A 20,842-nucleotide genomic window follows, 5' to 3' on the forward strand; every position below is an offset into this window, starting at 1 on the left:
TCAGCCCCCTTCTCTCGTATCGGGAAACATCGTCATCAGCCTTTCCAGCACAGGTCGGCGCAGGGGCTGGCCCGCGCCGAACGCGCGCAGCACGTGCGCAAGCTCACGCGGCGTCGTCGCCCAGAAATCGCGTGGGGAAAGCCGCAGCCGGCCCAGCCCCAGGGCGATCAGCTCGTCCCAGGGAAACTGGCGCGTCGTGCCGGTTGCGGCGTTCAGGGGTCCGGGCGCGTTCCGTCGCCTGCGCCGAAGGTCACTTTCAGCAGGTCGACGGCGATGGCGGCAAAGCCCGCGATCCCGCCTTCAGTCGTCATCGTGGCGACGTCGCCGTCACTCACCGCAGCGCCGCCGCCGCGCAGGCCGGCGGCCACCACCCGCGTCAGGTCGCGGGCCGACAGCCGCCCCGTCGAGAAGCGCTGCGCCAGCGCCGCGAGGTCTTCCACCTCGAAGGCGGCTTCCAGTTCGGCCAGCGCGCCCAGCGTCAGGCACAGCACGCGCTCCTGCCCGTCTATCGTTGCGGCGATCTCGCCGCGTCTCCTGTTGGCCATCGTCATGCCGCCGCGAAGCTGATGGAGCCGGCCGATTCCAGCGCGATCTCGAACGTCACCTCGCCATCGTGGTTGCCGGTGTATTCCAGCGCCGTCACCTGAAACGGCCCTTCCACCGTGCCGAAATCCGGTATCGCCAGCTGCCAGGAAACGATCGTCCCGGCAAAGAAGCCGGTGCGGATGAGCGCGTCCGACTGCGCATCCTTGAAGATGCCCGCCCCGCTCAGCGAGGCGCGTTGCACGCCGGCTCCCGCCAGCAGTTCGCGCCAGCGCCCCGCAGAATCCGCGTCGGTCACGTCGACCGTCTCGCTGTTGAACGCCAGCCGCTTGGTGCGCAGCCCCGCCACCGTCACGAAGCTTCCGCCATTGCCGATCTTCAACAGAAGATCCCTGCCCTTCTGTGCCACCACAGCGAGCCTCCTTTATGGTTTGATGATCTCGAAAAGCGCCCTGGGCGCCGATGTCAGCTTGCGGGCTCGGTCACCGCGCGAAACCGGAGCAGGCCGTGATAGACGCCGAAATCGTCGTCGAACCTGGCTTCCTCGAACTCGGCGCGCAAATTGACCAGATGGTGCCCGTCCAGCGCCGGCTCCACATCCGCCAGCGCGGAGCGCACGATGTCCAGCAGTTCCAGGGTCTCGCCCCGTCCCCGCGCCTTCGACCAGACGTGGATGGTCAGGAGATGCTCCCTGCCCTCCTCGCTGTCGGTGCTCCAGTCGCGCACAGTGCTCCGGCCGAAGGTCAGGTAGGGGAATTCCGCCCTCGCCGGCGCATGGTCGTAGATGCGCGCCTCGCCCAGCTTGGCGAGCAGCCCGGCGTCGGCGCTCAGCACCGCGAACACCGCTTTCTGCAATTCCATCGCGGCCGATGTCATGTCGCGCGCTCCTCCCTTTCTTCGCCGGCGGCGGCGATGCGCGCCTCGCGCCTTGCCTGGACCGCCCTGTCCGCCGCGATCTTCTCGGCGATTTCGCGGGCCCGCGCGTCCAGCGTGCGCAGCAGCCCGTCGAGCGTAAGCTTCATCGTCGCCTTCACAAGCCCTCCTCCCTGACCCCGCACACAAGGTAGCGGCCGCTCTCGTCGGGATCGTGAACGGTCATGATGTCGAACACCCGGTCGAGCCGCCTCATCCGCATGCCGCTGCGCAGGTCGCCACGGTGGCGAAGCGTGATGCGGTGCGTCAACGTCTCGATCGTCTGGTCTGCGCCGAAGCGGCTCCTGGCAGTCACCGGCTCGATACGCGCGAACACCGTGGCGATCTCGCTCCACTGTTCGGCGTGGCCGCCCGCATCGTCCGGCAGCAGCGTCGCCGCCTCCAGCGCCAGCTCGTGCCGGAACCGGCCCGGATCGATGAACTCGCCCCTCATCTAGAGCCTCCGCATGCGCCACGGCGCAATCAGCCGGTCGTAGCCCGCAGGCAGCGAGACCGGCTGGTCTGCGGCCGAAAAATGCGCGCGGAACTCGTACCAGTGCGCCACCAGCATCAGCATCGCCCGCTTGAGGGCGTCTGGCACGTCGGTGCCTGCCTCGCCGAAGCCGGCCGCAAAATCGACCTCGATCCCGTTCATCGCGACGCCCGGCTCCGGCGTCGACGAAAAATGCAACCTTGCCGGCCGCGCATTGCGGTCGACGCTGTAGCTCGAAGGGTCAACCAGCGAGGCCTCGCCGTCTTTGCCGTAAACCGTTACCGACAGGATTTCGCGCACCGGATGCCGGCGCAGCAGCACGCGGCCCGAACGCGGCAGCCTGTCGAGCGAAAGCCGCCACGACTGGTCGATCAGCGCCAGCCCGCAGGCGGCCTCCACCTCCTCGCGGGCCGCCCGGATCAGCCCGCCCAGCAACTCGTCCTCGCTGTCGTGGCCGATGCGCAAATTGCGCTTCACCTCGACCAGCGTCACCGGCTCGGCCTCGGGCGCCACCGTACGGAATTGTGTCATTCGAACCTCGTCGGACAGGGAAGGAAAAACGGCCCCGGCAGGGAGAACCGGGGCCGTCGCGGCATGGATCGGGAGGGCGGGAGGGGTGCCCGCCGCGCCCCTACGCCACGCCGAACTTGAGCAGCTTGATCGCGTTGAAGTCCTGCACCCCGCCGCCGACGCGCTTGGTCACGTAGAACAGCACGTAGGGCTTGGCGGAATACGGGTCGCGCAGCACGCGCACGCCCGCCCGGTCGACCACCAGATAGCCGCGCTGGAAGTCGCCGAAGGCGATCGGCGTGGCGTCGTTGGCGATGTCGGGCATGTCCTCGGCTTCCACCACCGGGAAGCCCATCAGCATGGCCCGGCTGCCCGCGGTCGCCGGCGGCTGCCACAGATAATTGCCGTCGGCATCCTTCATCTTGCGGATCGCCGCCTGGCTCTTGCGGTTCATCACCCAGCTCGCGTTCTGGCGATAGCCGGCCTTGAGCGCATAGATCGTGTCGATGAGCCTGTCGGCCGGGTTCTCCGCCGGGAAGGCACCCGCCGCCCCGGTCGCCAGATAGCCGATCCTGCCCCAGGCCCAGTCGGCCTCCGGCTCCCTGTCGTAGTCGAGGAAGCCGCGCGGCATGTTCACGCCGTCGCCGTCCACGAAGGCCTTGCCCTCCTGCTCGGCGAACGCCGCTTCCACCTCGCCCACGATCCACTGGTCGAGGTTGACGACCGCGTCCTCCAGCAGAGACGGGGTCGCCGCCGGCATGGCGTAGATTTCGGCCGCCGGGAACTGCAGCGCGTCGAGCGACGGCGAACCGGTCTTTGGCCGCGCCGCCGTCTCGCCCACCCAGCCCGTCACCGGCCCCGACACCATGAACGGCTTCTTGAGCACCGCGCTTGACACCTGCGTCACGGATGCGATCGAGCGGATCGGCGAGATCGACGCCAGCCGCCGGCCGATCTCGGCCTCCACCTCGTCGGGCACCAGATAGCCGCCATCCGGGCCGGAGCCGTAGGACATGTCCTTGGTTTCCAGCGAGCGCAGCGCGCGCTCGTCACCCGACCGCATGTAGCTGTCGAACGCCTGCTTGCGCTCCACATCGGCCACCGAAAGCGCGTCGTCGCGGCCGCCTAGCGCCGGGCGCACGCGCTTCAGCGCCAGATTGTCCAGCACCTGTTTCTGGCGGTCGAGCGCATCGGAGATGCGGTCCACCTTCTCGGTGGTCACGACATCGGCGCCCTTGCGGGTCTCGATCTCGCGCAGGCGCCTGTCGTTGCTGTCGCGAAACTCCGCGAACGTCGTCATGAACTCGTCGAACGTGTCCGCCAGCGCCGCATAGCCGCCGTCGGATTTGGTTTCAGGCGCGACCTGAGATGTCCTCATGTCCTGTCTTCCTCTTGCTTGATTGTGTCCATGGCCCGGCGAATGCGCTCCGCCAGCCCTTGCGCCGATCCCCGCGCGGCGTCCCGCCCGTCCACGAGGCTGGAGAAGCCGCGCGCGATCACCGTGCGCGCCTCCCCGCGTGTCAGCTTCGCGTCCCGCGTCAGCCAACGTTCGAATTCCCGCACCGAGGGCAACCGCCTGCCCGCCTTCACGCTGTCGATCCGCGCCTCGGGCAGCATGGGAAACGTCACCACCGAGATTTCCCAAAGGTCCGCCTCGACGATCCGGCGCACGCCCGCCTTGGCGTCGCGCTTCGCCTTCACGGTGCGGAATCCGATGGAAAGCCCGTCCAGCGCGCCGCTGCGCATCAGCTCCAGCACCTCGGCGGCGCGGCCGACGCCGCGCGTCAGCCGGCCACGAACGAACAGCCCGCGTGCGTCCTCGCGCAGGTCCAGCCAGGTGCCGATCGGCTGGTTCGGGTCGTGCTGATAGAGCATGCGCACGCCGCCCGCCCCGCGCCGCGCCAGCGAGCGCGCGAACGCGCCGGCCTCCACCACGTCACGCGCCAGGTCCGTCCTGCCGAACACGCTGGCGTAGCCCGAAAACGTGCCGTCGCCATCGACATGGCTTATCGCCGCGTCGGCGAATTTCCGCTCGCGCGCCGCAAGTATCGTCTCATGCCTCATCCGTGCCGCTCCGGTTTCGTCCGTTTGCCTTGAATGCGCGCATGACGACGCCCAGCGCCCACCAGGCGCACAGGCTTGCGGCCGCCGATCCCATCAGCACCAGCTCGTAGGGGCCGAGATGCTCCTCGACGCCCAGCTCCACGGCGATCTTCAGGCCCACCGTGCCGCCGAACACCAGTCCGCTCGCCAGCCCGACGCCGAAGCGTATGCCCGCCTCGCGCCGCTCGACCGGCAGCACATAGGCCAGCGAGATCGCCGACCCCGCCGCCGCGCCGCCCATCTTGGCCCACCAGAGCCAGATCGCATCGTTCATCTGTTTCCTGCCTCCTGAAATGGGCTCAGAGCCGAGCGCCATAGCCAACCGCCTCCCGCTTTTCGTCATCCGTCAGGAAATCCGCCGCGCCGATGCGGGCCCACAGCGCCTCGCGCTCGGCCGAAAGCCCGTCGATCCGGTCGGCGTCGAAGCCCAGCTTCAGCCCGTCGCCGAAGCGCGGGCCCAGGAAGGCCGAGAGCTCCACCGCCGTCTTGGCCACCAGCGGCAGCACCGTCATGCGGTAGAAGGCGCGGTTGGCCTCCTGATAGTTCGCGTAGGTGTTGTCGCCGGGAATGCCGAGGATCATCGGCGGCACGCCGAAGGCCAGCGCGATGTCGCGGCTGGCCCCGTTGCGCGCCTCCACGAAGTCCATGTCCTTCGGCGTCAGCCCCATCGCCTTCCAGTCGAGCCCGCCTTCCAGCAGCATCGGCCGCCCAGCCCGCGCCGCGCCGGAATAGCCTTCCTCCAGCTCTTCCTTCAGGCGGGCATACTGGTCCTCGGTGAGGTTGCCGCCTTCCTTCGGCGCATAGACCAGCGCGCCCGAGGGCCTTGCCGAATTGTCCAGCAGCGCCTTGTTCCAGCGCCCCGCCGCGTTGTGGATGTCCAGCGCCATCAGTGCCGCCTGCAAGGGCGGGAACCCGTAATGGTCGTCCAGCGGGTGAAACAGCCGCAGATGCAGCGCGCCCCCGCCATCCTCGCCGCCCAGCGCTACCCGTCGCGCCGTGCCGCCATGGCGATGTTCCAGCGCCACCGGCCATCCGCTTGCGTCGGTCGCAACGGCCACATGGTCGGGCCGAAGCAGGTGCAGCTCGCGCGCGTCGCCCGCCTCCGCCAGCTCGACATAGGCGTTGCCCGACATCAGCAGATGCCCGTACAGCGTCTCGAAGAAGCTCGTTCCCGCGCCGCGCTGGTTCGGCCGTTCCAGCAGATCCAGCAGCGGATGCTCCGACAGCTCGGCCGTCCCGTCATAGAGCAGCCAGGGCACCGCTGCGGCCGCCTCCGCGATCATGCGCACCGCCCGGTGCACCACCGGGTTGCGCATGAAGCCCTCGCGCGCCAGTGCTGCATAATCCCTGCGCGTCCATTGCGCGTCTGCCTGCGCGTGCAGCGCGACGAAGCCGTAGCCGCCGCTCTTCGTCTGCAGGCGCGCGCCGTCGCGCCGGCCGCGTTTCCATGGCCAGTCCCAACCCATCATGTCGTCCTGTTTTCAGTTCAGATTGCGGATACGCGGCTGCCCGGTCGTGCCGAGCAGCAGTTCGGTGATCGCCCATACGAGCGCGTCGACCCGGTCGGGCGAGCGCCCGCCCGACAGCCCTTCCGGGCCGAAGTCGCACATCTCGTCTTCCAGTTCGGGAAAGTGCCGCGCATGAATCACCCGTCCCTGCGCATAGAGTGCGGCCACCGGCTCGGCGCGCAGCCACTTGCCGCGTCGTGCGCGCACCTCGCGCACCGGCACCGTCGCGTCGATCGTGCGCAGCACGGCCGTCACCATCTCGCCGCCCTGGTTCACTTCGGCGACGATGCAGTCGGCCTCGTGCCGGTTGAAAAGCGCCACCGCGCGCGCTGCCCATTCCTGCGGCCTTGCCGCCGCCAGCGTCGCGTCTTCCAGCACCACCGCGCGGCCCGCCTCGTCCAGCCCCGCCACCACGATGCCGCAGGCGTCCGACGTGCGCCGCGAGGTCGCCGGCGGGTCCACCGCCACGACGATGCGCTGCAGCGTCCCGTGGTCCGCGCCAATCATTTCCAGCCCGGCGCGCGTCCACAGTGCGTCGGCGCGGTCCTCGATCATCTCGCCGTCGAGTTCCTGCCTTTCCAGACGTGAACCCGCGTAGCGCGCCCTGATCGCGTCGATGAACCCCCCTGCCAGGTTCGTCGCGTTATCCTGCGTGCGCATCCGCGTCAGCGTGAAGGTCGGGTCGGCCAGCAGCCGCTTCAGCAGCGGCACCGGCTTCGGCGTCGTGGTCACGAGCTGGCGCGGGTTCTCACCCAGCCGCAGGCCGAACTGCAGCATGTCGAAGCAGTCGTTCGCATTCTTCCATTTCGCCGCCTCGTCGCACCATGCCGCCTCGAATTGCGGGCCTCGCAGGCTTTCGGGGTCTTCGGACGAAAACGCCTGCGCCACCGCGCCGCTCTCCCACAAAAGCCTGCGCCGCGTCGGCTCATAGCGTGGCCGGTTGGTTCTGGTCACACTCAATATGCCCGACGCCCCGTCCACCATCACCTCGCGCACGTCGCCCAGCGTCTCGCCCACCAGCGCGATGCGCATGGTCCTGTGTCCTCGCGAAAACGGCGAAAGCCCCCGCGCCATCGCGTTGACCCATTCGGCGCCCAGCCGCGTCTTGCCGCAGCCGCGTCCGCCCATCACCAGCCAGTTGACGATTGCCGGAACGCCCAGAAGCTCCAGCCCCACCGGATACTGCGCCAGCCTGCCGTGGGTCACCCACGTCCCGGCCGCCAGCCGCACATCGTCAGGCGACAGCGCGCCTCGCGACCAGCTGGCCTGCAAGCTCCTCAGCGAGGGCGACGATACGATCGTCGATGCGTTCGAGAACGGCGGCCAAATCTTCATCGCTCTGCGCTTCCGCTTGCTTCGTCCGTTCGGCAGCGATGGCTTCCCACCGCTCCATCATGCGCATCATCGCGCCGAGCGTGTCGATCTCGGTCTTGGGAATACGCCTGCCGTCGTCGGCCAGCACGATGAGGGCGTCCACCCGACGCGCGACGAACGACGCGCACCGCGCCAGCACCGCCACCGGGTCTTCGTCGGCCGCGCTCCCGTCGGCCCCGTCAGCGTCGGTCCGATCCGCGTAGGTGACGCTCACGCCGTCTGCATCCTGCGCATCGCCATGGGCATCGATGCCAGCCCCGCCAACGCCCGCAGCGCCGCCTTCGGAAGACGCTCCGCCGGCCTCGCCACCCCCGTATTCCTCAAGCGCCACCGCGACGAACATCCGGTGCGCCTCCTTCACGTCGTGCCGCCTGAAATCCAGCCGTTTCCAGCCTTCCAGCGCCGCGCGCTCGTAAAGCGTCGTCTCGTTGCAGCCCAGCACCTGCGCGATCAGCTTGCGCGTCGGCGGCTCGCCCTCGGCGATAGCACGCGCGGCAAGCCACTGCGCCACCGGAAGCGGCCGCCTGGCTTTCGTCTTCGTCATGTTAGGAAAGCACCCGTGTGTCGCCCACCCGGCGGGGCGAATGTGATATGGTCGAAATGTCCCGAAACCACCGTCCCAGGCACAATTCTCCGACGATAGCCAGAACCTACCAAACCACCGTCACGGTGTCAAGGAATTTTTTCCTAGTAATATACCTGACGTACAAAACATTAGCATATACTAAATTACCCTCGACAGGCCGGCTCTTTTTGTTCGACGGGTACGAGTAGGGCGGGACAGGACGCGAAGGTTGCGAAAGCAATTTCACGGAGCGGCTTGCTCCCGCCCTATTTCTCTCCACGCCATTCGTTGTTGATGGAGGGAGAACGGCAACGCAGGCCAGTAGGAGACCGCCTGAAAGCCTTTGTAGGGGTGCCGCGCGAAGATCGGCAGAAGATCGGTTATGTACCTTGGCTCAAGGGTGCCATATTCGGAAACCTCAACGGCCTTATAGATAGCGCTCGCGATGCAATCTGCGACTTGCAAGCCTCGATATTTCCTATTCGGTTCGATATGGATTTCGTCGTGCTGGAATACGTTCCAAAGGATTTCGTCGCGCTTGACGAAGGGGCTGGATTTGATGCGGCCGAAGTAAGCCTTTAACTCATCCTTATCTAGCCCTCGGCGCGACGAGAGCATGAGGTGAATCGGTTCGCGCGCCGTCGTCTCTGCCCATTTCGTGGCGCGTTCTAGAAGGAATTTTAGGGCGTAGAAGTAAAGCCAGTATCGCTGCTTAAAGCGTTCCGGCTTGTCGATGGACGGCTTATGGATCATTACCGCCATGCCCTGATACGGGGCCTCTCGGATGGCGTGGATAAATCCTATTCGTTCATCGTGGCTGCGCTTCTGAAAGTGGAAAAACCAGTCGTCATTTTTGCGTGCTGCCTTGAATGTATCATAGCAGCCGACGCACGAGTGGAGGCCGCTATTAGCATGCATCGAGCCGCCTAGGATGAACCACTCGGAACTCGTTTCCTTGAAGCCTTCTTCACCGGCTTCATCAACGTAGAGAACTGCCATGTCCGAGACCGCGAAAAACAAAGACCAGGAAAAGGGCGACGAGTTATTGCGCCGCCTGTTGAAGACCCCTCCCGATCCGAAGGCCGGGAGGGGCAAGGATAGGACCGAAAAAAATGAACATCAGACGGATAAGGCTAAGGGCCGCTCTCGGTCTCGCTCGACTTCTTCGAATCCCGATTGAAGTTCATTCGAACTTTTGGGCACTGGGTATGAAAGACTCCAGCACCTCAGGATGCCGAACTGCTCCAAAGTAGCGAGCTTCATCGTTCGCAATCCGGCGCACCACGACAAGGTCTGTGCCCGGGTCCAGCGGCGCGGTTATCGCGCCCATAAAGCTATCGATGCCTAAATCTGATTCGACCAGCCAGAAAGACGTGGGTTCGGACCAGAAACCCTTGCGTTTCGCTTCCTTGAGAGCCTCAACGAAGCCCTCGTATCGGTCGTCATATGTTGCATCGTTCTTGATGCGGATAGTTACCCAGTAGCTGTATGCCATTCCGATTTTCCTTGTATGGATGCCTCGGATGACTTGACGTGAACCGCGTTACGAGCGACAGATGGGACGTGATCACAAACAAGCCCTCCAACGGCTTGGTTTCAACGTAAAGGCGACCGTCTGAACCACGGTCGCCTTTTACGTTTGAGTGACTCGCGCAGTGGCGACAAGCTCTCCTGTCGCCCTCTCCCCGGTTTTCACAGTAACGTCTTCTTGCGTTTTCGAAGAATTTTGCGCGATTTCTGCTTAGGTGACCGGCTTCACCAATCCGCCGAAAGGTAAGGCGCTCGTCGCTAGCCATGCGAAGCAAGTCTTCGGCGCGTTCTGCATCGCTGATATTTAGCGCGGTGCGGCGGTTATAGCGGAAGTCAAATTCGGCAAGGTAGCGGTGAAGATGGGCTTCGCCGAAATGCCCTACCCCTCCGTCCGTCCCTCGCCTTCCCTGTTGCCCTCATACCGCTTCTTCACCGGAAACGGCGGCAGCCAGCTTTCGCGGCGGACGGTCCAGAGTTCGTATGTCGGGATGAACTGATCGATTTCGTCCAGCGCGCCGAGATTGATCTCGACCTCGTCGCCGCTGCGTCCGAATACGGGCGAGCCGCAATTGGGGCAGAAGAATCGGTCCTTGTAGTCGCGCGTTTCGCCCTCGACCGTCACCGCGTCGGCTGGAAAAATCGCGGAGGCGTGGAAGAGTGCGCCGTGGTGCTTGCGGCAGTCGAGGCAATGGCACATGCCGACGCGGTAGGGCTCTCCGGTCGCCACGAAACGCACGCCGCCGCAGCGGCAGCCGCCGGTGTATCGGTCCATGCCGCGTCTCCTTGCAGTTCGGGGCAGTTCGGCGCAGTCGGGGCAGTGCAGGACCGGGGCGCAAGCGCCCCGGCAAAGTTCAGGCCCGGCCGGCGTGCGCCTGCGTGCCGCCTGCCTTGCCCGCCGCATCGTGGCGCGGCGGCACGGCTGCCGCCGCCTCGCAAAGCTCGACGTGCTTTGCCAGCGCCGACATCGACAGCATTGCGCTGACGGTTGTGATGTCGCGGCCCTGATATTTCGGCGTCTGCTGCAGTTCCTTGAGCCGTTCGAGAAGTGCCAGTCGGGTCATCGAGTTCTCCTTCTTGGGTCCGGCAAAGGTCGGATGCTGGAGGCGGCCTCAGGCCGCCTTTTTCTTCTTGCCCGCGTCGAACGGGATTTCGACGTCGACCGCCAGCGTGGAGACCTGCGCGCCGCGCTCCATCTTCACGCTCACCTTGTCCTGGTCGATCTTCATGTGCTTCGAAATGACCGCCATGATCTCGTCGCGCAGCTTGGTGACGAGGTCCGATTCGCCGGCCGATACGCGCTCATGGGCGAGCAGCACCTGCAGGCGCTCGCGCGCGGCGGGCGCCGACGGCGTCTTGGAGAAGTAACGGAAAATGTTCATGCCGCCTTCCTTCCGAAGATCTTGCCGAAGAAGCCCCGCTTCTCGCCCGGGATGGTGACGGGAACCGTCTCGCCCATGAGGCGGCGGGCCGCGTCGAAATAGGCCTTTGAAGGCGCGCAGTCGCCGTCGGCGAGGGTGACGGGCGATCCGAGGTTGGATGCGCGCAGCACGTCCATGCTTTCGGGGATGATACCCAGCAGCGGGATGGAGAGGATTTCGAGAACGTCGTCGACCTTGAGCATGTCGCCGCGCTCGGCGCGCATCGGGTCGTAGCGGGTCAGCAGCAGGTGCTTCTCCATCCGCTCGCCCTTTTCCGCCTTCAGCGTCTTGGAATCGAGCAGGCCGATGATGCGGTCCGAATCGCGAACCGACGAAACCTCTGGATTCGTTACCACAATCGCCACGTCCGCATGGCGCATTGCCAGCGTCGCGCCGCGCTCGATGCCGGCCGGGCTGTCGCAGATCACCCAGTCGAACGCCTTCTTCAGCGCGCCGATCACCATCTCCACGCCCTCGGGCGTCAGGTTATCCTTGTCGCGGGTCTGCGAGGCGGGCAGCAGGTACAGCGTCTCCAGCCGCTTGTCGCGGATCAGCGCCTGCGTCAGCTTGGCCTCGCCCTGAATGACGTTGACCAGGTCGTAGACGACCCTGCGCTCGGCTCCCATCACGAGGTCGAGGTTGCGCAGGCCGACATCGAAGTCCACCACGACGACCTTCTCGCCCTTCTGCGCCAGCGCTGCCCCCAGTGCGGCCGAGGAGGTCGTCTTGCCGACGCCGCCCTTGCCAGATGTAACGACGATGACCTTGCCCATTGACCTCTCCTTTTTATCCGGACCCGACATTCTTCAGCCCAGTGTTCCCGCCGCTATGGTTTCGCCGTCCAGCCAGATCTGGACCGCGCGTCCCCGCAGGTCCGGCTCCATGTCCTCGGCCGTCTTGTAGTAGCCGTCGATCGCGATCAGCTCTGCCTCGAGCTTGCGGCAGAAGATGCGCGCCGAGGCGTTGCCCATCGTGCCCGCCATCGCGCGTCCCCGCAGCGTGCCGTAGATGTGGATCGACCCGCCGGCGACGATCTCTGCGCCCGATGCCACCGAACCGACGATCGTGACGTCGCCTTCCGGGAAGATCAGGCTCTGGCCCGAGCGCACCGGCTGCGTGACGACCAGCGACGGCACCGCCCTGCCCGGCTCGGCCGACGCGGCGGGGACGACGGGAACTGCCGCACCACCCTCTTCAGCCTCGGCCTTCTCGGGAGCTTCGAAGTCGGATGCGGGTCGCCCGTCGGCCATGGCCGGCGGCAGGTCGGCAGCCAGCATGGAAGGCCGCGCGCCTTCGATGCCCATGACGCGCACGTTTCGCGAGCCGAGCTGCTCGACCAGTTCGCGCAGCTGGTTTCGGTCGATGTCGAGCCCGTCCACGTCGAGAACCACCGGCCGCCGAAGGAAGAAGCCTGCCGAGCGGGCAGCCAGATCGTCCAGCCGCGCCAGCCAGTCGGCCAGCGGCAGTTCGGGGGTAAGCGCGAGCGCAAGGAAGGATCGACCCTTGAGGCGGATCGGCCGCGAGTCAGTTAACACTTGAGTGATCTTCGTTAATTTTCCGTCACTTGGGTGTATCGGCGGAATGGTTAACAAAAGGTTAACGCCACCCCTCGGGGAGCCGTCTGAAACACAATGTGAACTCCCGATCGGCGTGAACCAACGAAGCGTCAAAAACGCGCATGGGCGCTCTTCCGGCGCAAAACCGGCCCGTCGCTATTCTCAACGCGATCTTCCGCTGTTAAGCACGGCTTGGAGGCAGTTTATTGGCAAACACTCGGCGGAAAACGGGCAATCTTGGCGTCGCGCTTGCCGCGGCCGCAATGCTCGTGCTGCAGGGCTTCCTCGGCGCCTTCGCCGTCGGCACGGCCAATGCCTCGCCCATGCTCGACGCATTCGGCAATCCGCTCTGCATCACCAGCGTCGAAAGCCACCAATCGGATACCGGCCACGTCGACCATACGGCCATGCCGGATTGCTGCACGGTTGCATGCAGCATGTTTGCCCCGGCTGCCAGCGACGGAGGGTCCGGCCATTCGCTGGAAAACCCACTCTCCACCAAAGCCGTGCGCCTGCAAACGCCTGAGGCCGTTTCCGGGTATACGGATGCGCTGCACCGTGGTCCCGGCAGTCCGCGATCTCCTCCCCTGACGATGTGATCCCGCTGCCGCGCCAGCGCGCGGCTGTTTCATATTGTCTGCGTCTTTCGAGCCCGGAGTGGCCGAACATGACGCTCAGGAGATTTCCAATGCACCAGTCTTTCCGCGCCGCCGCTCGCGCCGCTTCCTTTGCCATCGCCATGCTGTTCGTCGCGAACCAGTCCGCCCTCGCCCACGGGTTCGAGGTCGGTGAACTTGAGATCGACCACCCGTGGTCGCGCGAAACGCCGGAGGGCGCGCGCGTCGCCGCCGGCTACGTCAAGATCGTCAACCACGGTTCGGAAGCCGACCGTCTCGTCGCCGTTACGGGTGACATCGCCGGCCGCACCGAAATCCACGAGATGGCCGTCGACGACAAGGGCGTCATGACCATGCGTCCGATCGAAGGCGTCGAAATACCCGCCGGCGGAGAGGTCGAGCTCAAGCCGGGGGGCTACCACGTCATGTTCCTCGAACTGACCGGCAGGCCGAAGCAAGGCGAAAAGTTCGCGGGCACGATGACCTTCGAGAAGGCGGGCACCGTCGAGGTCGAGTTCGCCGTCGAGGCGATGGGCGGGGCGCAGAGCCACGGCGGTGGCGGGCACGATCACGGTGACCATTCCTCGCATTGATCCCGGAGGATGAGCGGCGCGGCCCGACCGCGCCCGCATTCCTCCGACCCTCCACTCCTTCTCGACACCTCGAGGTCACCATGACTGACATAACCGGCGGAGCCGAAGCTCCGCAGGCGGCTGCGGCTGCCAACAAATTCTATTTCATCGCCTGGCGATGGCACTTCTATGCCGGCCTGTACGTGATCCCCTTCCTCGTCATGCTGGCCACGACGGGCCTCGTCATGCTGTGGATTTCATGGGGCGCAGGCATCGGCGGCGAACGCACCGCCGTCGCTCCGCAAGCCGAGTTTGCTGCGGTCAGTGCCTTGCAGACCGCGGCCGAGAGCGCCGTTTCGGGCGGACAGGCCGTGCAATATATCGAGCCGCTCGCAGCCGACCGCGCGGCGGTCTTCGCGGTTGCGTCCGACGCCGGCAGAACCGGGGTGGTGGTCGATCCCTACACGGCGGAAGTGCTGCAGACTTTTGCGTGGCGCGCCGGCTGGTACGATTTCGCTAACAAAATCCACGGCACGCTGCTGCTCGGCTCCTTCGGCGACCGGATGATCGAGATCGCCGCCAGCCTCGCCATCGTCATGGTGGTCACCGGCCTCTATCTCCACTGGCCGCGAAACGGCGCGACATGGCGCGAAACGCTCCTGCCGCGACTGACGGCCAGAGGCCGCACCTTCTGGAAATCCCTGCACGGCGTCCTGGGTTTCTGGATTTCGGCAGTCCTCGTCGTCTTCCTGATCTCGGGCCTCAGCTGGGCCGGCATCTGGGGCGAGCGGATGGTGCAAGCGTGGAACACCTTCCCCGCCGAAAAATGGGGCGCGCCGCTGTCCGACGTGACCCATGCCAGCATGAACCACGACGGCGCGCACGAAGTGCCGTGGGGGCTGGAGCAGACGCCGCTTCCGGCTTCCGGCTCTCTTGCGGGCACGGATGCCATCGAGGGCGACGTCACCATCGACAGTGTGGCGCAGTTTGCCCGCGGTCTAGGTTTCGTCGGGCGGTTCCAGATCAACATTCCCGGCGATGAGACCGGCGTGTGGACGGTGAGCCATGACAGCATGTCGAATGACGGCCCGAACCCGGCCGCCGACCGCACGATCCACATCGACCAGTACAGCGGCAACGTGCTGGCCGACGTGCGCTACGCAGACTATTCGCCTTATGCCAAGGCGATGGCGTGGGGCATCGCGTTCCACGAAGGCGATCTCGGCGTCTGGAACCTCGTCTTCAACACGCTCTTCTGCCTGTCGGTGATCGGGGTGTCAGTGTCGGGCCTGGTCATGTGGTGGAAGCGTCGACCCGCAGGCGCCGCCCGGCTCGCCGCGCCGCCGCGGCCGCGCGATCTGCCGCTGTGGAAAGGCGCTGCCGCGCTGGTGGTTGTGCTGGGCATAGCTTTTCCCCTCGCCGGTGCCGCGATCGTCGCCGTGCTGCTGCTGGATGCAACCCTGCTGCGCGTCGTTCCACGGTTGAGGCACGCACTGTCCTGACCTTCCGGAACAGCGGCGGTTCTTGCCGGTTCATTCCGAAACCGCTAAAGAACCGCCGCTGATCGCGAGACGCGACCGCCAGAGGACATTTTCATGTTTCAGATTGCTGCTGCCATCCTTGCCGGCCTCATGATCGTGTGGACCGCCGTCAGGGGCCTGCGTCCGCGTGCGGGTATTTTCGAGCGTCTCTATTCGCTGACGGCTGGCGGGTGGTCGGCCTTCGGTGCGGCCATCTACTACCCTGCCCTGCTTGGCCGCTTTGCCCCGGCCGGCCTCATTCACAGCCACCTCGCCGTCACCGTGTTCGGCTTCGGGCTCATCGCTCTTGGCGTATGCGGCGCGACCATCATGCTGGGCGACAAGTAGCTGCGATTCGCGTGGCGTGCCGGCAACACGTTAAACCAACCCTAACGCGAACATTTACGATCACTCGCCTTTTACCGTGACGGCCTATGCGCCTCGCGGTATGATCGGTGAAATTCGTGGGCGCTGACCCGGCGTCGCCAGCCTTGAATATGCCGTAATTCGGGATCGGGCTGGCTTTGGGGTTTGATGGCGTGGGCGTGGTGTAATGGACGATCCCCAGAAAATGCGCAAACGGCGCATTCCGCGTGCGACGAGGCTGCTCGCCGTCGACGCCTGGATCGATTCAAGCCTTTACGAAGCCGGCTTCAAGGCCCGTGAGGCTTGGGAAAACATCACCATCTTCTTCCGCCGCTTCCGCGTATCCGGCTGGCGGCGGGGCGTCGTCGAGCTTGGCAGCGAGGCGTTCACGCTCGGCACGGTCGGCGTCATCGGCATGCTGGCGCTGGCCATTCCCGCTTTCGAGGAGACGGCCAAGGACTGGCGCAGCCAGGGCGACTACGCCGTTACCTTCCTCGACCGCTACGGCAACGAGATCGGCCAGCGCGGCATCATCCAGCGCGATTCGGTGCCGGTGGACGAGATCCCCGACCATGTCATCAAGGCGGTTCTTGCAACCGAGGATCGGCGTTTCTTCGAGCATTTCGGCATCGACTTCATCGGTCTGGCGCGCGCCATGAGCGAGAACGTGCGCGCCAACTCCGTCGTGCAGGGCGGCTCCACCATCACGCAGCAGCTGGCCAAGAACCTGTTCCTGACCAACGAGCGCTCGATGGAGCGCAAGATCAAGGAAGCCTATCTGGCGCTCTGGCTGGAATGGAACCTGTCGAAGAAGGAAATCCTCCAGCTCTATCTCGACCGCGCCTATATGGGCGGCGGGACGTTCGGCATCACCGCGGCTGCCGATTTCTACTTCGACAAGGGCATCAAGGAGGTCAATCTGGCCGAGGCCGCGATGCTTGCGGGCCTGTTCAAAGCCCCCGGCAACTATGCGCCGCACATCAACCTTCCTGCCGCGCGCGGCCGCGCCAACGTGGTGCTGTCCAATCTCGTGGATGGCGGGTTCATGACCGAAGGCCAGGTGCTTTCGGCGCGCCTGCATCCCGCCACGGCAATCGACCGGGGCGGCATGGACAGCCCCGACTATTTCCTCGACTGGGCATTCGAGGAGGTCAAGAAGATCGCGCCGCGCAACGGCCCGCGCTCGCTGGTGGCGCGCACCACCATCGACCTCAACCTCCAGAAGGCCGCCGAAGAGGCGATGGAATTCAACCTGCGCCAGCACGGCCAGGCCTATCGCGTTTCCGAAGGCGCGATGGTGATGATCGAGAACAGCACCGGCGCCGTCCGAGCCATCGTCGGCGGGCGCGACTATGCCCGCAGCCAGTTCAACCGCGCGACGCGGGCTCTGCGCCAGACGGGCTCGTCGTTCAAGACCTACGTCTACACCGCTGCGATGGAAGCGGGCTTCACGCCCGATTCGGTCGTGCCGGACGGCCCCATCACCTGGGCCGGCTGGTCGCCGCGCAACTATACCCGCGGCTATGCCGGCCGCGTGCCGCTGTCGAGCGCCCTCATCCGCTCGCTCAACACCGTGCCGGTGCGGCTGGCCAAGGACCATCTGGGCATTCCCGCCATCATCGAGAAGACGATGGCGATGGGCGTGGAATCGGAACTCAACGGCCATCGCACGATGGTTCTGGGCACGTCGGGCATGACGGTGATGGATCAGGCCACCGGCTATCTCACGCTTGCCAATGGCGGCTTCACCGGCTCGCGCCACGGCGTGACGCAGCTGGTCACCCATGCCGGCGAGATCGTCTACGACCACGGCCGCGACGCGCCCGAGCCGCGACGAACCGTGTCGGAACAGGCGGTCGCCTCCATGAACTCGATCATGGTGCAGATACCTGAGACCGGCACGGCCCGCCGCGCCGCCCTGCAGGGTATCCGCTCCGCAGGCAAGACGGGCACGACGCAGGCTTATCGCGACGCCTGGTATGTCGGCTACACCGGCAACTACACGGCTGCCGTATGGCTCGGCAATGACGACTACACCTCGACGCGCGACATGACCGGCGGCTCGGTGCCGGCGATGGTCTGGCAGCGCCTGATGCAGTATGCGCACCAGAACGTGGAGCTGCGGCCGATACCGGGCATCGACAAGCCGTTCCTCGACGCCAAGCCTGAAGCCGCAGTGGCCGATGCTTCGGAAGCGCTCGACGGTGAGCGGCCGGACATCGAGCGGCCGTCGGTCCTTTCCGGCCGCACGACGCGGCTTCTGGTGGACATGTCGCGCCAGTTCCGCGACGCGCCCAACCTCGACGTGCCGCCCGAGCCGGAGGCGCTGTCTTCGCTGTGACCATGCTTCCCACGCGGCCGCAAGCCATCGAAACGGCTTGACTTTCCGCGCCAAGACGGCGACCGCTTGGGCCTCCGAAAACCTCTCTTTGACGCTCCCGCCAGCGGCGACAGCTTCGCGGCGGAAACCGATCCGGGCCCATGCTCAAGACCATCTTCCTGACAGCCCTGACACTTGCGATCGCGCTCGGCGCGGGGGCAGGCAGCGTCTGGCTGGCTCTGGACGGCGACTTCGAGTTCGACACGGTCGAGATCGGCAACTGGACGGCCTACCCGCAACGCGGAACGCCTCAGGCCGACCCCTACTCCAAGGCCCGCTTCTCGCGCGAGGCCGACCTGGCGCTGGGCCATGCCGAGGGGCTGGTCTTCATCGCCACCCGCGACGACGCTGGCGAGCCGCTGAGGCTGGAGTGCGACTACCGCATCGAAGGCAGCCTGCCGCCGGCGCGGTTCTGGACCCTTTATGCGCGCGACGCGGACGGGCAACTGATCGCGCCTGAAGGCAACCGCGCCGCAGCGCTGCATTCCTACGCCATGCTGCGCCAGACCGACGATACCGTCTCGGCCGTCGTTTCCCGCATGCCCTCTCCGGGCAACTGGCTCGCGGTGCGCGGCACCGGAGAGTTCCGGCTGATCCTGACGCTCTACGACACCGCCGTCGCCTCGAGCGCGCGGGTCGCGGAGGTGGAGCTGCCGCCGGTACGGCGGGAGGCTTGCGATGGCTAGAGGCCACAGAACGCCCTACTCGCGCCCGCTATGGGCCGCCCTGCTGCATGCGCTGCTGCTGGGCCTCGTCGGCGCCGGCATCGTCCACATCGCCATCCTGCTCATGGTGCCGTCTTATTCGCAGCGCGACGCATGGTCGATCCTGTCGCAACAGGCGAACTACTACACGCTCGCAAGGCTCGATCCGCCCGGCGCCGCGCCGCTCATCGGCTCGATGGACCCGCTGTTCAACGCGGTCGCCTGCCGGGTCGATCTCGAGGAGGGGACGGTCCGGGTTCACGGAAGCGGCAATGCGCCCTACTGGTCGATTTCCGTCTACGACCGGGCCGGGCAGAACGTCTTCAGCCTCAACGACCGCTCTTCCGCGGACGGGCAGGTGGATTTCGTCATCGCCACGCCTGCGCAGATGATCGACCTGCGCAACGCGCTTCCGGCGGCATACGACCGCTCGGTGTTCATCGAAGCCGATATCGGGGAAGGCATGGTGGTCGTCAGGGCGTTCGTGCCCGACGAGAGCTGGGAGCCGACGATCTCGCGCTATCTGGACGGCATCGCCTGCACGCCCGGCTAGCCGGTCTGAGCGTTCAGGCGGTTTTGCCCTTGCGCTTGCGGCGCGGGCTGTCGCCGGTACGTCCTTCACTGCCGCCGGCCTGATGGTCGTCGCGGCGCGCCTCGTAGCGGACGCCGGGAAATATGACGATGGCGGCGACACTATCGGCTGGTCGCCTGGTTGACGGCGTCCGCGGGCGGACGACGAAGGGAAGTATGGTAGCCATGGATATGCTCGTTTCTCGGTTAGACCGGAGCAGAACGCTACGCCTCCGTCCCGACTACGCGCAGGAGAGGGTTAACACGACGCTAACGAATACGGTCTAAATTGAGCGAACAGGCCGCATATTCGCCGTTTTCCGGCTTTGCGTGCCTTCACAGTGTCAGTTTGCGTATCAGGCGTTTCCTTCGTGCACCGCTCGGCTTCCCTTCCGTTCAACTCCCATCGCGCCGCCGGCCGGTCCGAACGGCTCCTGCGTGCGTCCGTCACCGCCTTCTGCTCGCTTACCCGCCCTACCCGCCGCGAAATCGTCCAGCTGGACGATCTGGCGGTGCCGCTGCTTTCCGGCGTCTCGGAAGAAGCGCTACGCTTCGTGGCGGCAGCCCTGTGCGAATCGCCCTACGCTCCGCCCGTTCTCGTTCGCAGGCTGGCCGACCGGCCCATCGAGATCGCCGCGCCGCTGCTGATGTCATCGCCGGTGCTGACCAATATCGACCTCGTTGCGCTCATCGGCCGTCACGGCCTGCCTCATGCGCGCGCCATCTCCATGCGTGCCGAGCTCGACGAGCGCATCCTGCGCCTCATCCGCTCGCTCGGCGCGCTGGATGCCGAGGCAACGCCGGACAAGGCGGAAGAAACCCGCGCCCGCCTGCTGACGATGATGCGCCCTGCGGCACCGGACAAGGCTGCCGCATCGCCCGTTAGCCTGCGTTGGGACGGCGAGCCCGGGGCTTATCGCAAGCTGCGCTCGACAGCGCTTGCGGGCGTTTCGGCCCTCTTCCACACCGCGCTGGCGGACGTGCTGGGCATCGATCTGGCGAGAGCCGAGGCGATCACCGACGACCAGGACATCGCCGGTTTCATCGTGGCGTTGCGTTCGCTTTCGCTTTCCGACGAGCAGGCGCTGCTGCTGGTGCAGTGCGTAAGGCCGATGAGGTCTGGCGACACGCGCGCGATCGCCGCGTTCCTCGACGCATACGCGGCCGTGACGCCCGACACCGCGGCAAGGCTGATGGGGGAATGGCGTAACGCGCCGCTGGCGGCCAACCGGTCATCGCAGACGGGCAAGCTCAAGGCGTCGTAAGCGGCACCAGCTCGGCGAAGGTCGCGTCGTCCACTTCCAGTTCCACCACCCAGATGTCGGGGTCGAAGCGAAGCTCGCGGTCGATCCTCTTGCGGATTTCCTCGTCGTCGACAGAGCGCAGCAGCTCCGAAAACAGCCGCTCGTCGGGACGCGCCTCGTCGTAGCTCGTCTGCGGGGCTGGGCCGTAAAGCCGGATTTCACCGAGACGGTCGCGCTGGGTCACCATCACCGCGCCGGCCTCGGTCGCACCCCGCCGCACGACGGCAGCGAACCCGCCGGTGGCGAAAGCCCTTCGCACGATGGCGGAAACCCAGAAATCGGTGGTGAGCCGCATCG

Annotated in this window: 30 protein-coding genes and 1 pseudogene; 8 read left to right on the plus strand and 23 right to left on the minus strand. The window is 66.0% G+C overall.

All coding sequences use genetic code 11. The features are described from left to right. From FY036_RS05080 to minC, 21 genes and pseudogenes are all read right to left on the minus strand, one after another. Entirely contained in the window at positions 1 to 216 is a 216-nt protein-coding gene (locus FY036_RS05080) for a phage tail assembly chaperone (protein WP_148913710.1), read from the minus strand. Continuing rightward, the gene (locus FY036_RS05085) at positions 213 to 551 is read right to left on the minus strand and encodes a gene transfer agent family protein (RefSeq protein ID WP_148913627.1); all 339 of its coding nucleotides are present in this window, start codon (positions 549 to 551) and stop codon (positions 213 to 215) included. The genes FY036_RS05080 and FY036_RS05085 overlap by 4 nt, the downstream gene beginning before the upstream one ends. Next, the gene (locus tag FY036_RS05090; protein ID WP_148913628.1) at positions 548 to 955 is read right to left on the minus strand and encodes a phage major tail protein, TP901-1 family; all 408 of its coding nucleotides are present in this window, start codon (positions 953 to 955) and stop codon (positions 548 to 550) included. Before FY036_RS05090 ends, FY036_RS05085 begins: the two co-directional genes overlap by 4 nt. A 53-nt stretch (positions 956 to 1,008) precedes the next feature. Beyond that, positions 1,009 to 1,419: a DUF3168 domain-containing protein gene (locus FY036_RS05095; RefSeq protein ID WP_148913629.1), complete on the minus strand. Its 411-nt coding sequence runs from the start codon at positions 1,417 to 1,419 to the stop codon at positions 1,009 to 1,011. Next, a complete protein-coding gene (locus FY036_RS23740) occupies positions 1,416 to 1,565 on the minus strand; it encodes a hypothetical protein (protein ID WP_161601098.1) in 150 nt (49 codons plus the stop codon). Before FY036_RS23740 ends, FY036_RS05095 begins: the two co-directional genes overlap by 4 nt. A gap of 8 nt (positions 1,566 to 1,573) precedes the next feature. Beyond that, entirely contained in the window at positions 1,574 to 1,909 is a 336-nt protein-coding gene (locus FY036_RS05100) for a phage head closure protein (protein WP_148913630.1), read from the minus strand. Next, a complete protein-coding gene (locus tag FY036_RS05105; RefSeq protein ID WP_148913631.1) occupies positions 1,910 to 2,479 on the minus strand; it encodes a head-tail connector protein in 570 nt (189 codons plus the stop codon). A gap of 100 nt (positions 2,480 to 2,579) precedes the next feature. Next, a complete protein-coding gene (locus FY036_RS05110) occupies positions 2,580 to 3,836 on the minus strand; it encodes a phage major capsid protein (protein ID WP_148913632.1) in 1,257 nt (418 codons plus the stop codon). Beyond that, the gene (locus tag FY036_RS05115; RefSeq protein WP_148913633.1) at positions 3,833 to 4,522 is read right to left on the minus strand and encodes an HK97 family phage prohead protease; all 690 of its coding nucleotides are present in this window, start codon (positions 4,520 to 4,522) and stop codon (positions 3,833 to 3,835) included. Before FY036_RS05115 ends, FY036_RS05110 begins: the two co-directional genes overlap by 4 nt. Further along, a complete protein-coding gene (locus FY036_RS05120; protein WP_148913634.1) occupies positions 4,512 to 4,835 on the minus strand; it encodes a DUF6107 family protein in 324 nt (107 codons plus the stop codon). The genes FY036_RS05115 and FY036_RS05120 overlap by 11 nt, the downstream gene beginning before the upstream one ends. Positions 4,836 to 4,860: 25 nt before the next feature. Further along, complete coding sequence (locus FY036_RS05125) at positions 4,861 to 6,027, minus strand: phage portal protein (RefSeq protein WP_148913711.1); 1,167 nt, start codon at positions 6,025 to 6,027, stop codon at positions 4,861 to 4,863. Between the two features lie 15 nt (positions 6,028 to 6,042). After that, positions 6,043 to 7,404 carry a DNA-packaging protein gene (locus tag FY036_RS05130; RefSeq protein WP_235897532.1) on the minus strand — a complete coding sequence of 454 codons (1,362 nt, stop codon included), beginning with the start codon at positions 7,402 to 7,404 and terminating at the stop codon, positions 6,043 to 6,045. Continuing rightward, entirely contained in the window at positions 7,304 to 7,987 is a 684-nt protein-coding gene (locus FY036_RS05135; RefSeq protein ID WP_148913635.1) for a hypothetical protein, read from the minus strand. The genes FY036_RS05130 and FY036_RS05135 overlap by 101 nt, the downstream gene beginning before the upstream one ends. Before the next feature lie 264 nt (positions 7,988 to 8,251). Beyond that, positions 8,252 to 9,007: a DUF3800 domain-containing protein gene (locus FY036_RS05140; RefSeq protein ID WP_148913636.1), complete on the minus strand. Its 756-nt coding sequence runs from the start codon at positions 9,005 to 9,007 to the stop codon at positions 8,252 to 8,254. A gap of 184 nt (positions 9,008 to 9,191) precedes the next feature. Beyond that, entirely contained in the window at positions 9,192 to 9,503 is a 312-nt protein-coding gene (locus FY036_RS05145) for a hypothetical protein (RefSeq protein ID WP_148913637.1), read from the minus strand. Positions 9,504 to 9,753: 250 nt separating this feature from the next. After that, positions 9,754 to 9,942, minus strand: a pseudogene (locus FY036_RS05150) (IS1595 family transposase); the annotation flags it as partial. Further along, positions 9,918 to 10,310 (minus strand): GFA family protein, encoded by a 393-nt coding sequence (locus FY036_RS05155; RefSeq protein ID WP_148913638.1) that lies wholly within the window; start codon positions 10,308 to 10,310, stop codon positions 9,918 to 9,920. The gene FY036_RS05155 and the pseudogene FY036_RS05150, both read right to left, overlap by 25 nt. A gap of 79 nt (positions 10,311 to 10,389) precedes the next feature. Beyond that, positions 10,390 to 10,599, minus strand: a complete 210-nt coding sequence (locus tag FY036_RS05160; RefSeq protein WP_148913639.1) for a hypothetical protein — start codon at positions 10,597 to 10,599, stop codon at positions 10,390 to 10,392. Between the two features lie 48 nt (positions 10,600 to 10,647). Next, on the minus strand, positions 10,648 to 10,917 hold the full coding sequence (minE, locus tag FY036_RS05165) for a cell division topological specificity factor MinE (protein WP_148913640.1): 270 nt from the start codon (positions 10,915 to 10,917) through the stop codon (positions 10,648 to 10,650). After that, a complete protein-coding gene (gene minD / locus FY036_RS05170; protein WP_148913641.1) occupies positions 10,914 to 11,729 on the minus strand; it encodes a septum site-determining protein MinD in 816 nt (271 codons plus the stop codon). The genes minE and minD overlap by 4 nt, the downstream gene beginning before the upstream one ends. Positions 11,730 to 11,762: 33 nt before the next feature. Next, positions 11,763 to 12,500, minus strand: a complete 738-nt coding sequence (minC, locus tag FY036_RS05175; RefSeq protein ID WP_148913713.1) for a septum site-determining protein MinC — start codon at positions 12,498 to 12,500, stop codon at positions 11,763 to 11,765. Between the two features lie 275 nt (positions 12,501 to 12,775). Between minC and FY036_RS05180 the strand changes: the two genes are divergently transcribed. The 7 genes from FY036_RS05180 (at position 12,776) to FY036_RS05210 (ending at position 19,224) form a co-directional block, all read left to right on the plus strand. After that, complete coding sequence (locus tag FY036_RS05180) at positions 12,776 to 13,111, plus strand: hypothetical protein (RefSeq protein WP_148913642.1); 336 nt, start codon at positions 12,776 to 12,778, stop codon at positions 13,109 to 13,111. Positions 13,112 to 13,200: 89 nt separating this feature from the next. Beyond that, positions 13,201 to 13,722 (plus strand): copper chaperone PCu(A)C, encoded by a 522-nt coding sequence (locus FY036_RS05185; protein ID WP_148913643.1) that lies wholly within the window; start codon positions 13,201 to 13,203, stop codon positions 13,720 to 13,722. Between the two features lie 80 nt (positions 13,723 to 13,802). Continuing rightward, positions 13,803 to 15,203, plus strand: a complete 1,401-nt coding sequence (locus tag FY036_RS05190; RefSeq protein WP_148913644.1) for a PepSY-associated TM helix domain-containing protein — start codon at positions 13,803 to 13,805, stop codon at positions 15,201 to 15,203. A gap of 93 nt (positions 15,204 to 15,296) precedes the next feature. Next, positions 15,297 to 15,569, plus strand: coding sequence for a hypothetical protein (locus FY036_RS05195; protein ID WP_148913645.1), 273 nt, complete (start codon positions 15,297 to 15,299; stop codon positions 15,567 to 15,569). Positions 15,570 to 15,774: 205 nt separating this feature from the next. Beyond that, on the plus strand, positions 15,775 to 17,928 hold the full coding sequence (locus tag FY036_RS05200; protein ID WP_148913646.1) for a transglycosylase domain-containing protein: 2,154 nt from the start codon (positions 15,775 to 15,777) through the stop codon (positions 17,926 to 17,928). Between the two features lie 140 nt (positions 17,929 to 18,068). Beyond that, complete coding sequence (locus FY036_RS05205) at positions 18,069 to 18,653, plus strand: DUF1214 domain-containing protein (protein WP_148913647.1); 585 nt, start codon at positions 18,069 to 18,071, stop codon at positions 18,651 to 18,653. Next, a complete protein-coding gene (locus tag FY036_RS05210) occupies positions 18,646 to 19,224 on the plus strand; it encodes a DUF1254 domain-containing protein (RefSeq protein WP_148913648.1) in 579 nt (192 codons plus the stop codon). Before FY036_RS05205 ends, FY036_RS05210 begins: the two co-directional genes overlap by 8 nt. A gap of 13 nt (positions 19,225 to 19,237) precedes the next feature. Here FY036_RS05210 and FY036_RS05215 read toward each other — a convergent pair whose 3' ends face one another. After that, complete coding sequence (locus FY036_RS05215; protein ID WP_148913649.1) at positions 19,238 to 19,429, minus strand: hypothetical protein; 192 nt, start codon at positions 19,427 to 19,429, stop codon at positions 19,238 to 19,240. 183 nt (positions 19,430 to 19,612) lie between these two features. On the opposite strand from FY036_RS05215, the gene FY036_RS05220 reads away from it, so the two are divergent. Next, positions 19,613 to 20,506 (plus strand): hypothetical protein, encoded by an 894-nt coding sequence (locus FY036_RS05220; protein WP_148913650.1) that lies wholly within the window; start codon positions 19,613 to 19,615, stop codon positions 20,504 to 20,506. On the opposite strand, the gene FY036_RS05225 is transcribed toward FY036_RS05220, so the two are convergent. Continuing rightward, complete coding sequence (locus FY036_RS05225) at positions 20,493 to 20,840, minus strand: DUF1491 family protein (protein WP_148913651.1); 348 nt, start codon at positions 20,838 to 20,840, stop codon at positions 20,493 to 20,495. The genes FY036_RS05220 and FY036_RS05225 overlap by 14 nt on opposite strands. Positions 20,841 to 20,842 lie beyond the last annotated feature (2 nt).

The sequence above is a fragment of the Neoaquamicrobium microcysteis genome (genome assembly GCF_008180155.1).
Lineage (GTDB): Bacteria > Pseudomonadota > Alphaproteobacteria > Rhizobiales > Rhizobiaceae > Aerobium > Aerobium microcysteis.

Excerpts from the sequence above, each read along its gene's own strand:
- FY036_RS05120 (WP_148913634.1), bottom strand. The coding sequence starts at position 4,835 with ATGAACGATGCGATCTGGCTCTGGTGGGCCAAGATGGGCGGCGCGGCG.
- FY036_RS05210 (WP_148913648.1), top strand. The coding sequence starts at position 18,646 with ATGGCTAGAGGCCACAGAACGCCCTACTCGCGCCCGCTATGGGCCGCC.
- FY036_RS05145 (WP_148913637.1), bottom strand. The coding sequence starts at position 9,503 with ATGGCATACAGCTACTGGGTAACTATCCGCATCAAGAACGATGCAACA.
- FY036_RS05100 (WP_148913630.1), bottom strand. The coding sequence starts at position 1,909 with ATGAGGGGCGAGTTCATCGATCCGGGCCGGTTCCGGCACGAGCTGGCG.
- FY036_RS05095 (WP_148913629.1), bottom strand. The coding sequence starts at position 1,419 with ATGACATCGGCCGCGATGGAATTGCAGAAAGCGGTGTTCGCGGTGCTG.
- FY036_RS05215 (WP_148913649.1), bottom strand. The coding sequence starts at position 19,429 with ATGGCTACCATACTTCCCTTCGTCGTCCGCCCGCGGACGCCGTCAACC.
- FY036_RS05155 (WP_148913638.1), bottom strand. The coding sequence starts at position 10,310 with ATGGACCGATACACCGGCGGCTGCCGCTGCGGCGGCGTGCGTTTCGTG.
- FY036_RS05225 (WP_148913651.1), bottom strand. The coding sequence starts at position 20,840 with ATGCGGCTCACCACCGATTTCTGGGTTTCCGCCATCGTGCGAAGGGCT.
- FY036_RS05190 (WP_148913644.1), top strand. The coding sequence starts at position 13,803 with ATGACTGACATAACCGGCGGAGCCGAAGCTCCGCAGGCGGCTGCGGCT.
- FY036_RS05205 (WP_148913647.1), top strand. The coding sequence starts at position 18,069 with ATGCTCAAGACCATCTTCCTGACAGCCCTGACACTTGCGATCGCGCTC.
- FY036_RS05115 (WP_148913633.1), bottom strand. The coding sequence starts at position 4,522 with ATGAGGCATGAGACGATACTTGCGGCGCGCGAGCGGAAATTCGCCGAC.
- FY036_RS05125 (WP_148913711.1), bottom strand. The coding sequence starts at position 6,027 with ATGGGTTGGGACTGGCCATGGAAACGCGGCCGGCGCGACGGCGCGCGC.
- FY036_RS05160 (WP_148913639.1), bottom strand. The coding sequence starts at position 10,599 with ATGACCCGACTGGCACTTCTCGAACGGCTCAAGGAACTGCAGCAGACG.
- FY036_RS05130 (WP_235897532.1), bottom strand. The coding sequence starts at position 7,404 with ATGAAGATTTGGCCGCCGTTCTCGAACGCATCGACGATCGTATCGTCG.
- FY036_RS05140 (WP_148913636.1), bottom strand. The coding sequence starts at position 9,007 with ATGGCAGTTCTCTACGTTGATGAAGCCGGTGAAGAAGGCTTCAAGGAA.
- FY036_RS05085 (WP_148913627.1), bottom strand. The coding sequence starts at position 551 with ATGACGATGGCCAACAGGAGACGCGGCGAGATCGCCGCAACGATAGAC.
- FY036_RS23740 (WP_161601098.1), bottom strand. The coding sequence starts at position 1,565 with ATGAAGCTTACGCTCGACGGGCTGCTGCGCACGCTGGACGCGCGGGCC.
- FY036_RS05180 (WP_148913642.1), top strand. The coding sequence starts at position 12,776 with ATGCTCGTGCTGCAGGGCTTCCTCGGCGCCTTCGCCGTCGGCACGGCC.
- FY036_RS05185 (WP_148913643.1), top strand. The coding sequence starts at position 13,201 with ATGCACCAGTCTTTCCGCGCCGCCGCTCGCGCCGCTTCCTTTGCCATC.
- minD (WP_148913641.1), bottom strand. The coding sequence starts at position 11,729 with ATGGGCAAGGTCATCGTCGTTACATCTGGCAAGGGCGGCGTCGGCAAG.
- minE (WP_148913640.1), bottom strand. The coding sequence starts at position 10,917 with ATGAACATTTTCCGTTACTTCTCCAAGACGCCGTCGGCGCCCGCCGCG.
- FY036_RS05195 (WP_148913645.1), top strand. The coding sequence starts at position 15,297 with ATGTTTCAGATTGCTGCTGCCATCCTTGCCGGCCTCATGATCGTGTGG.
- FY036_RS05200 (WP_148913646.1), top strand. The coding sequence starts at position 15,775 with ATGGACGATCCCCAGAAAATGCGCAAACGGCGCATTCCGCGTGCGACG.
- FY036_RS05135 (WP_148913635.1), bottom strand. The coding sequence starts at position 7,987 with ATGACGAAGACGAAAGCCAGGCGGCCGCTTCCGGTGGCGCAGTGGCTT.
- FY036_RS05105 (WP_148913631.1), bottom strand. The coding sequence starts at position 2,479 with ATGACACAATTCCGTACGGTGGCGCCCGAGGCCGAGCCGGTGACGCTG.
- FY036_RS05110 (WP_148913632.1), bottom strand. The coding sequence starts at position 3,836 with ATGAGGACATCTCAGGTCGCGCCTGAAACCAAATCCGACGGCGGCTAT.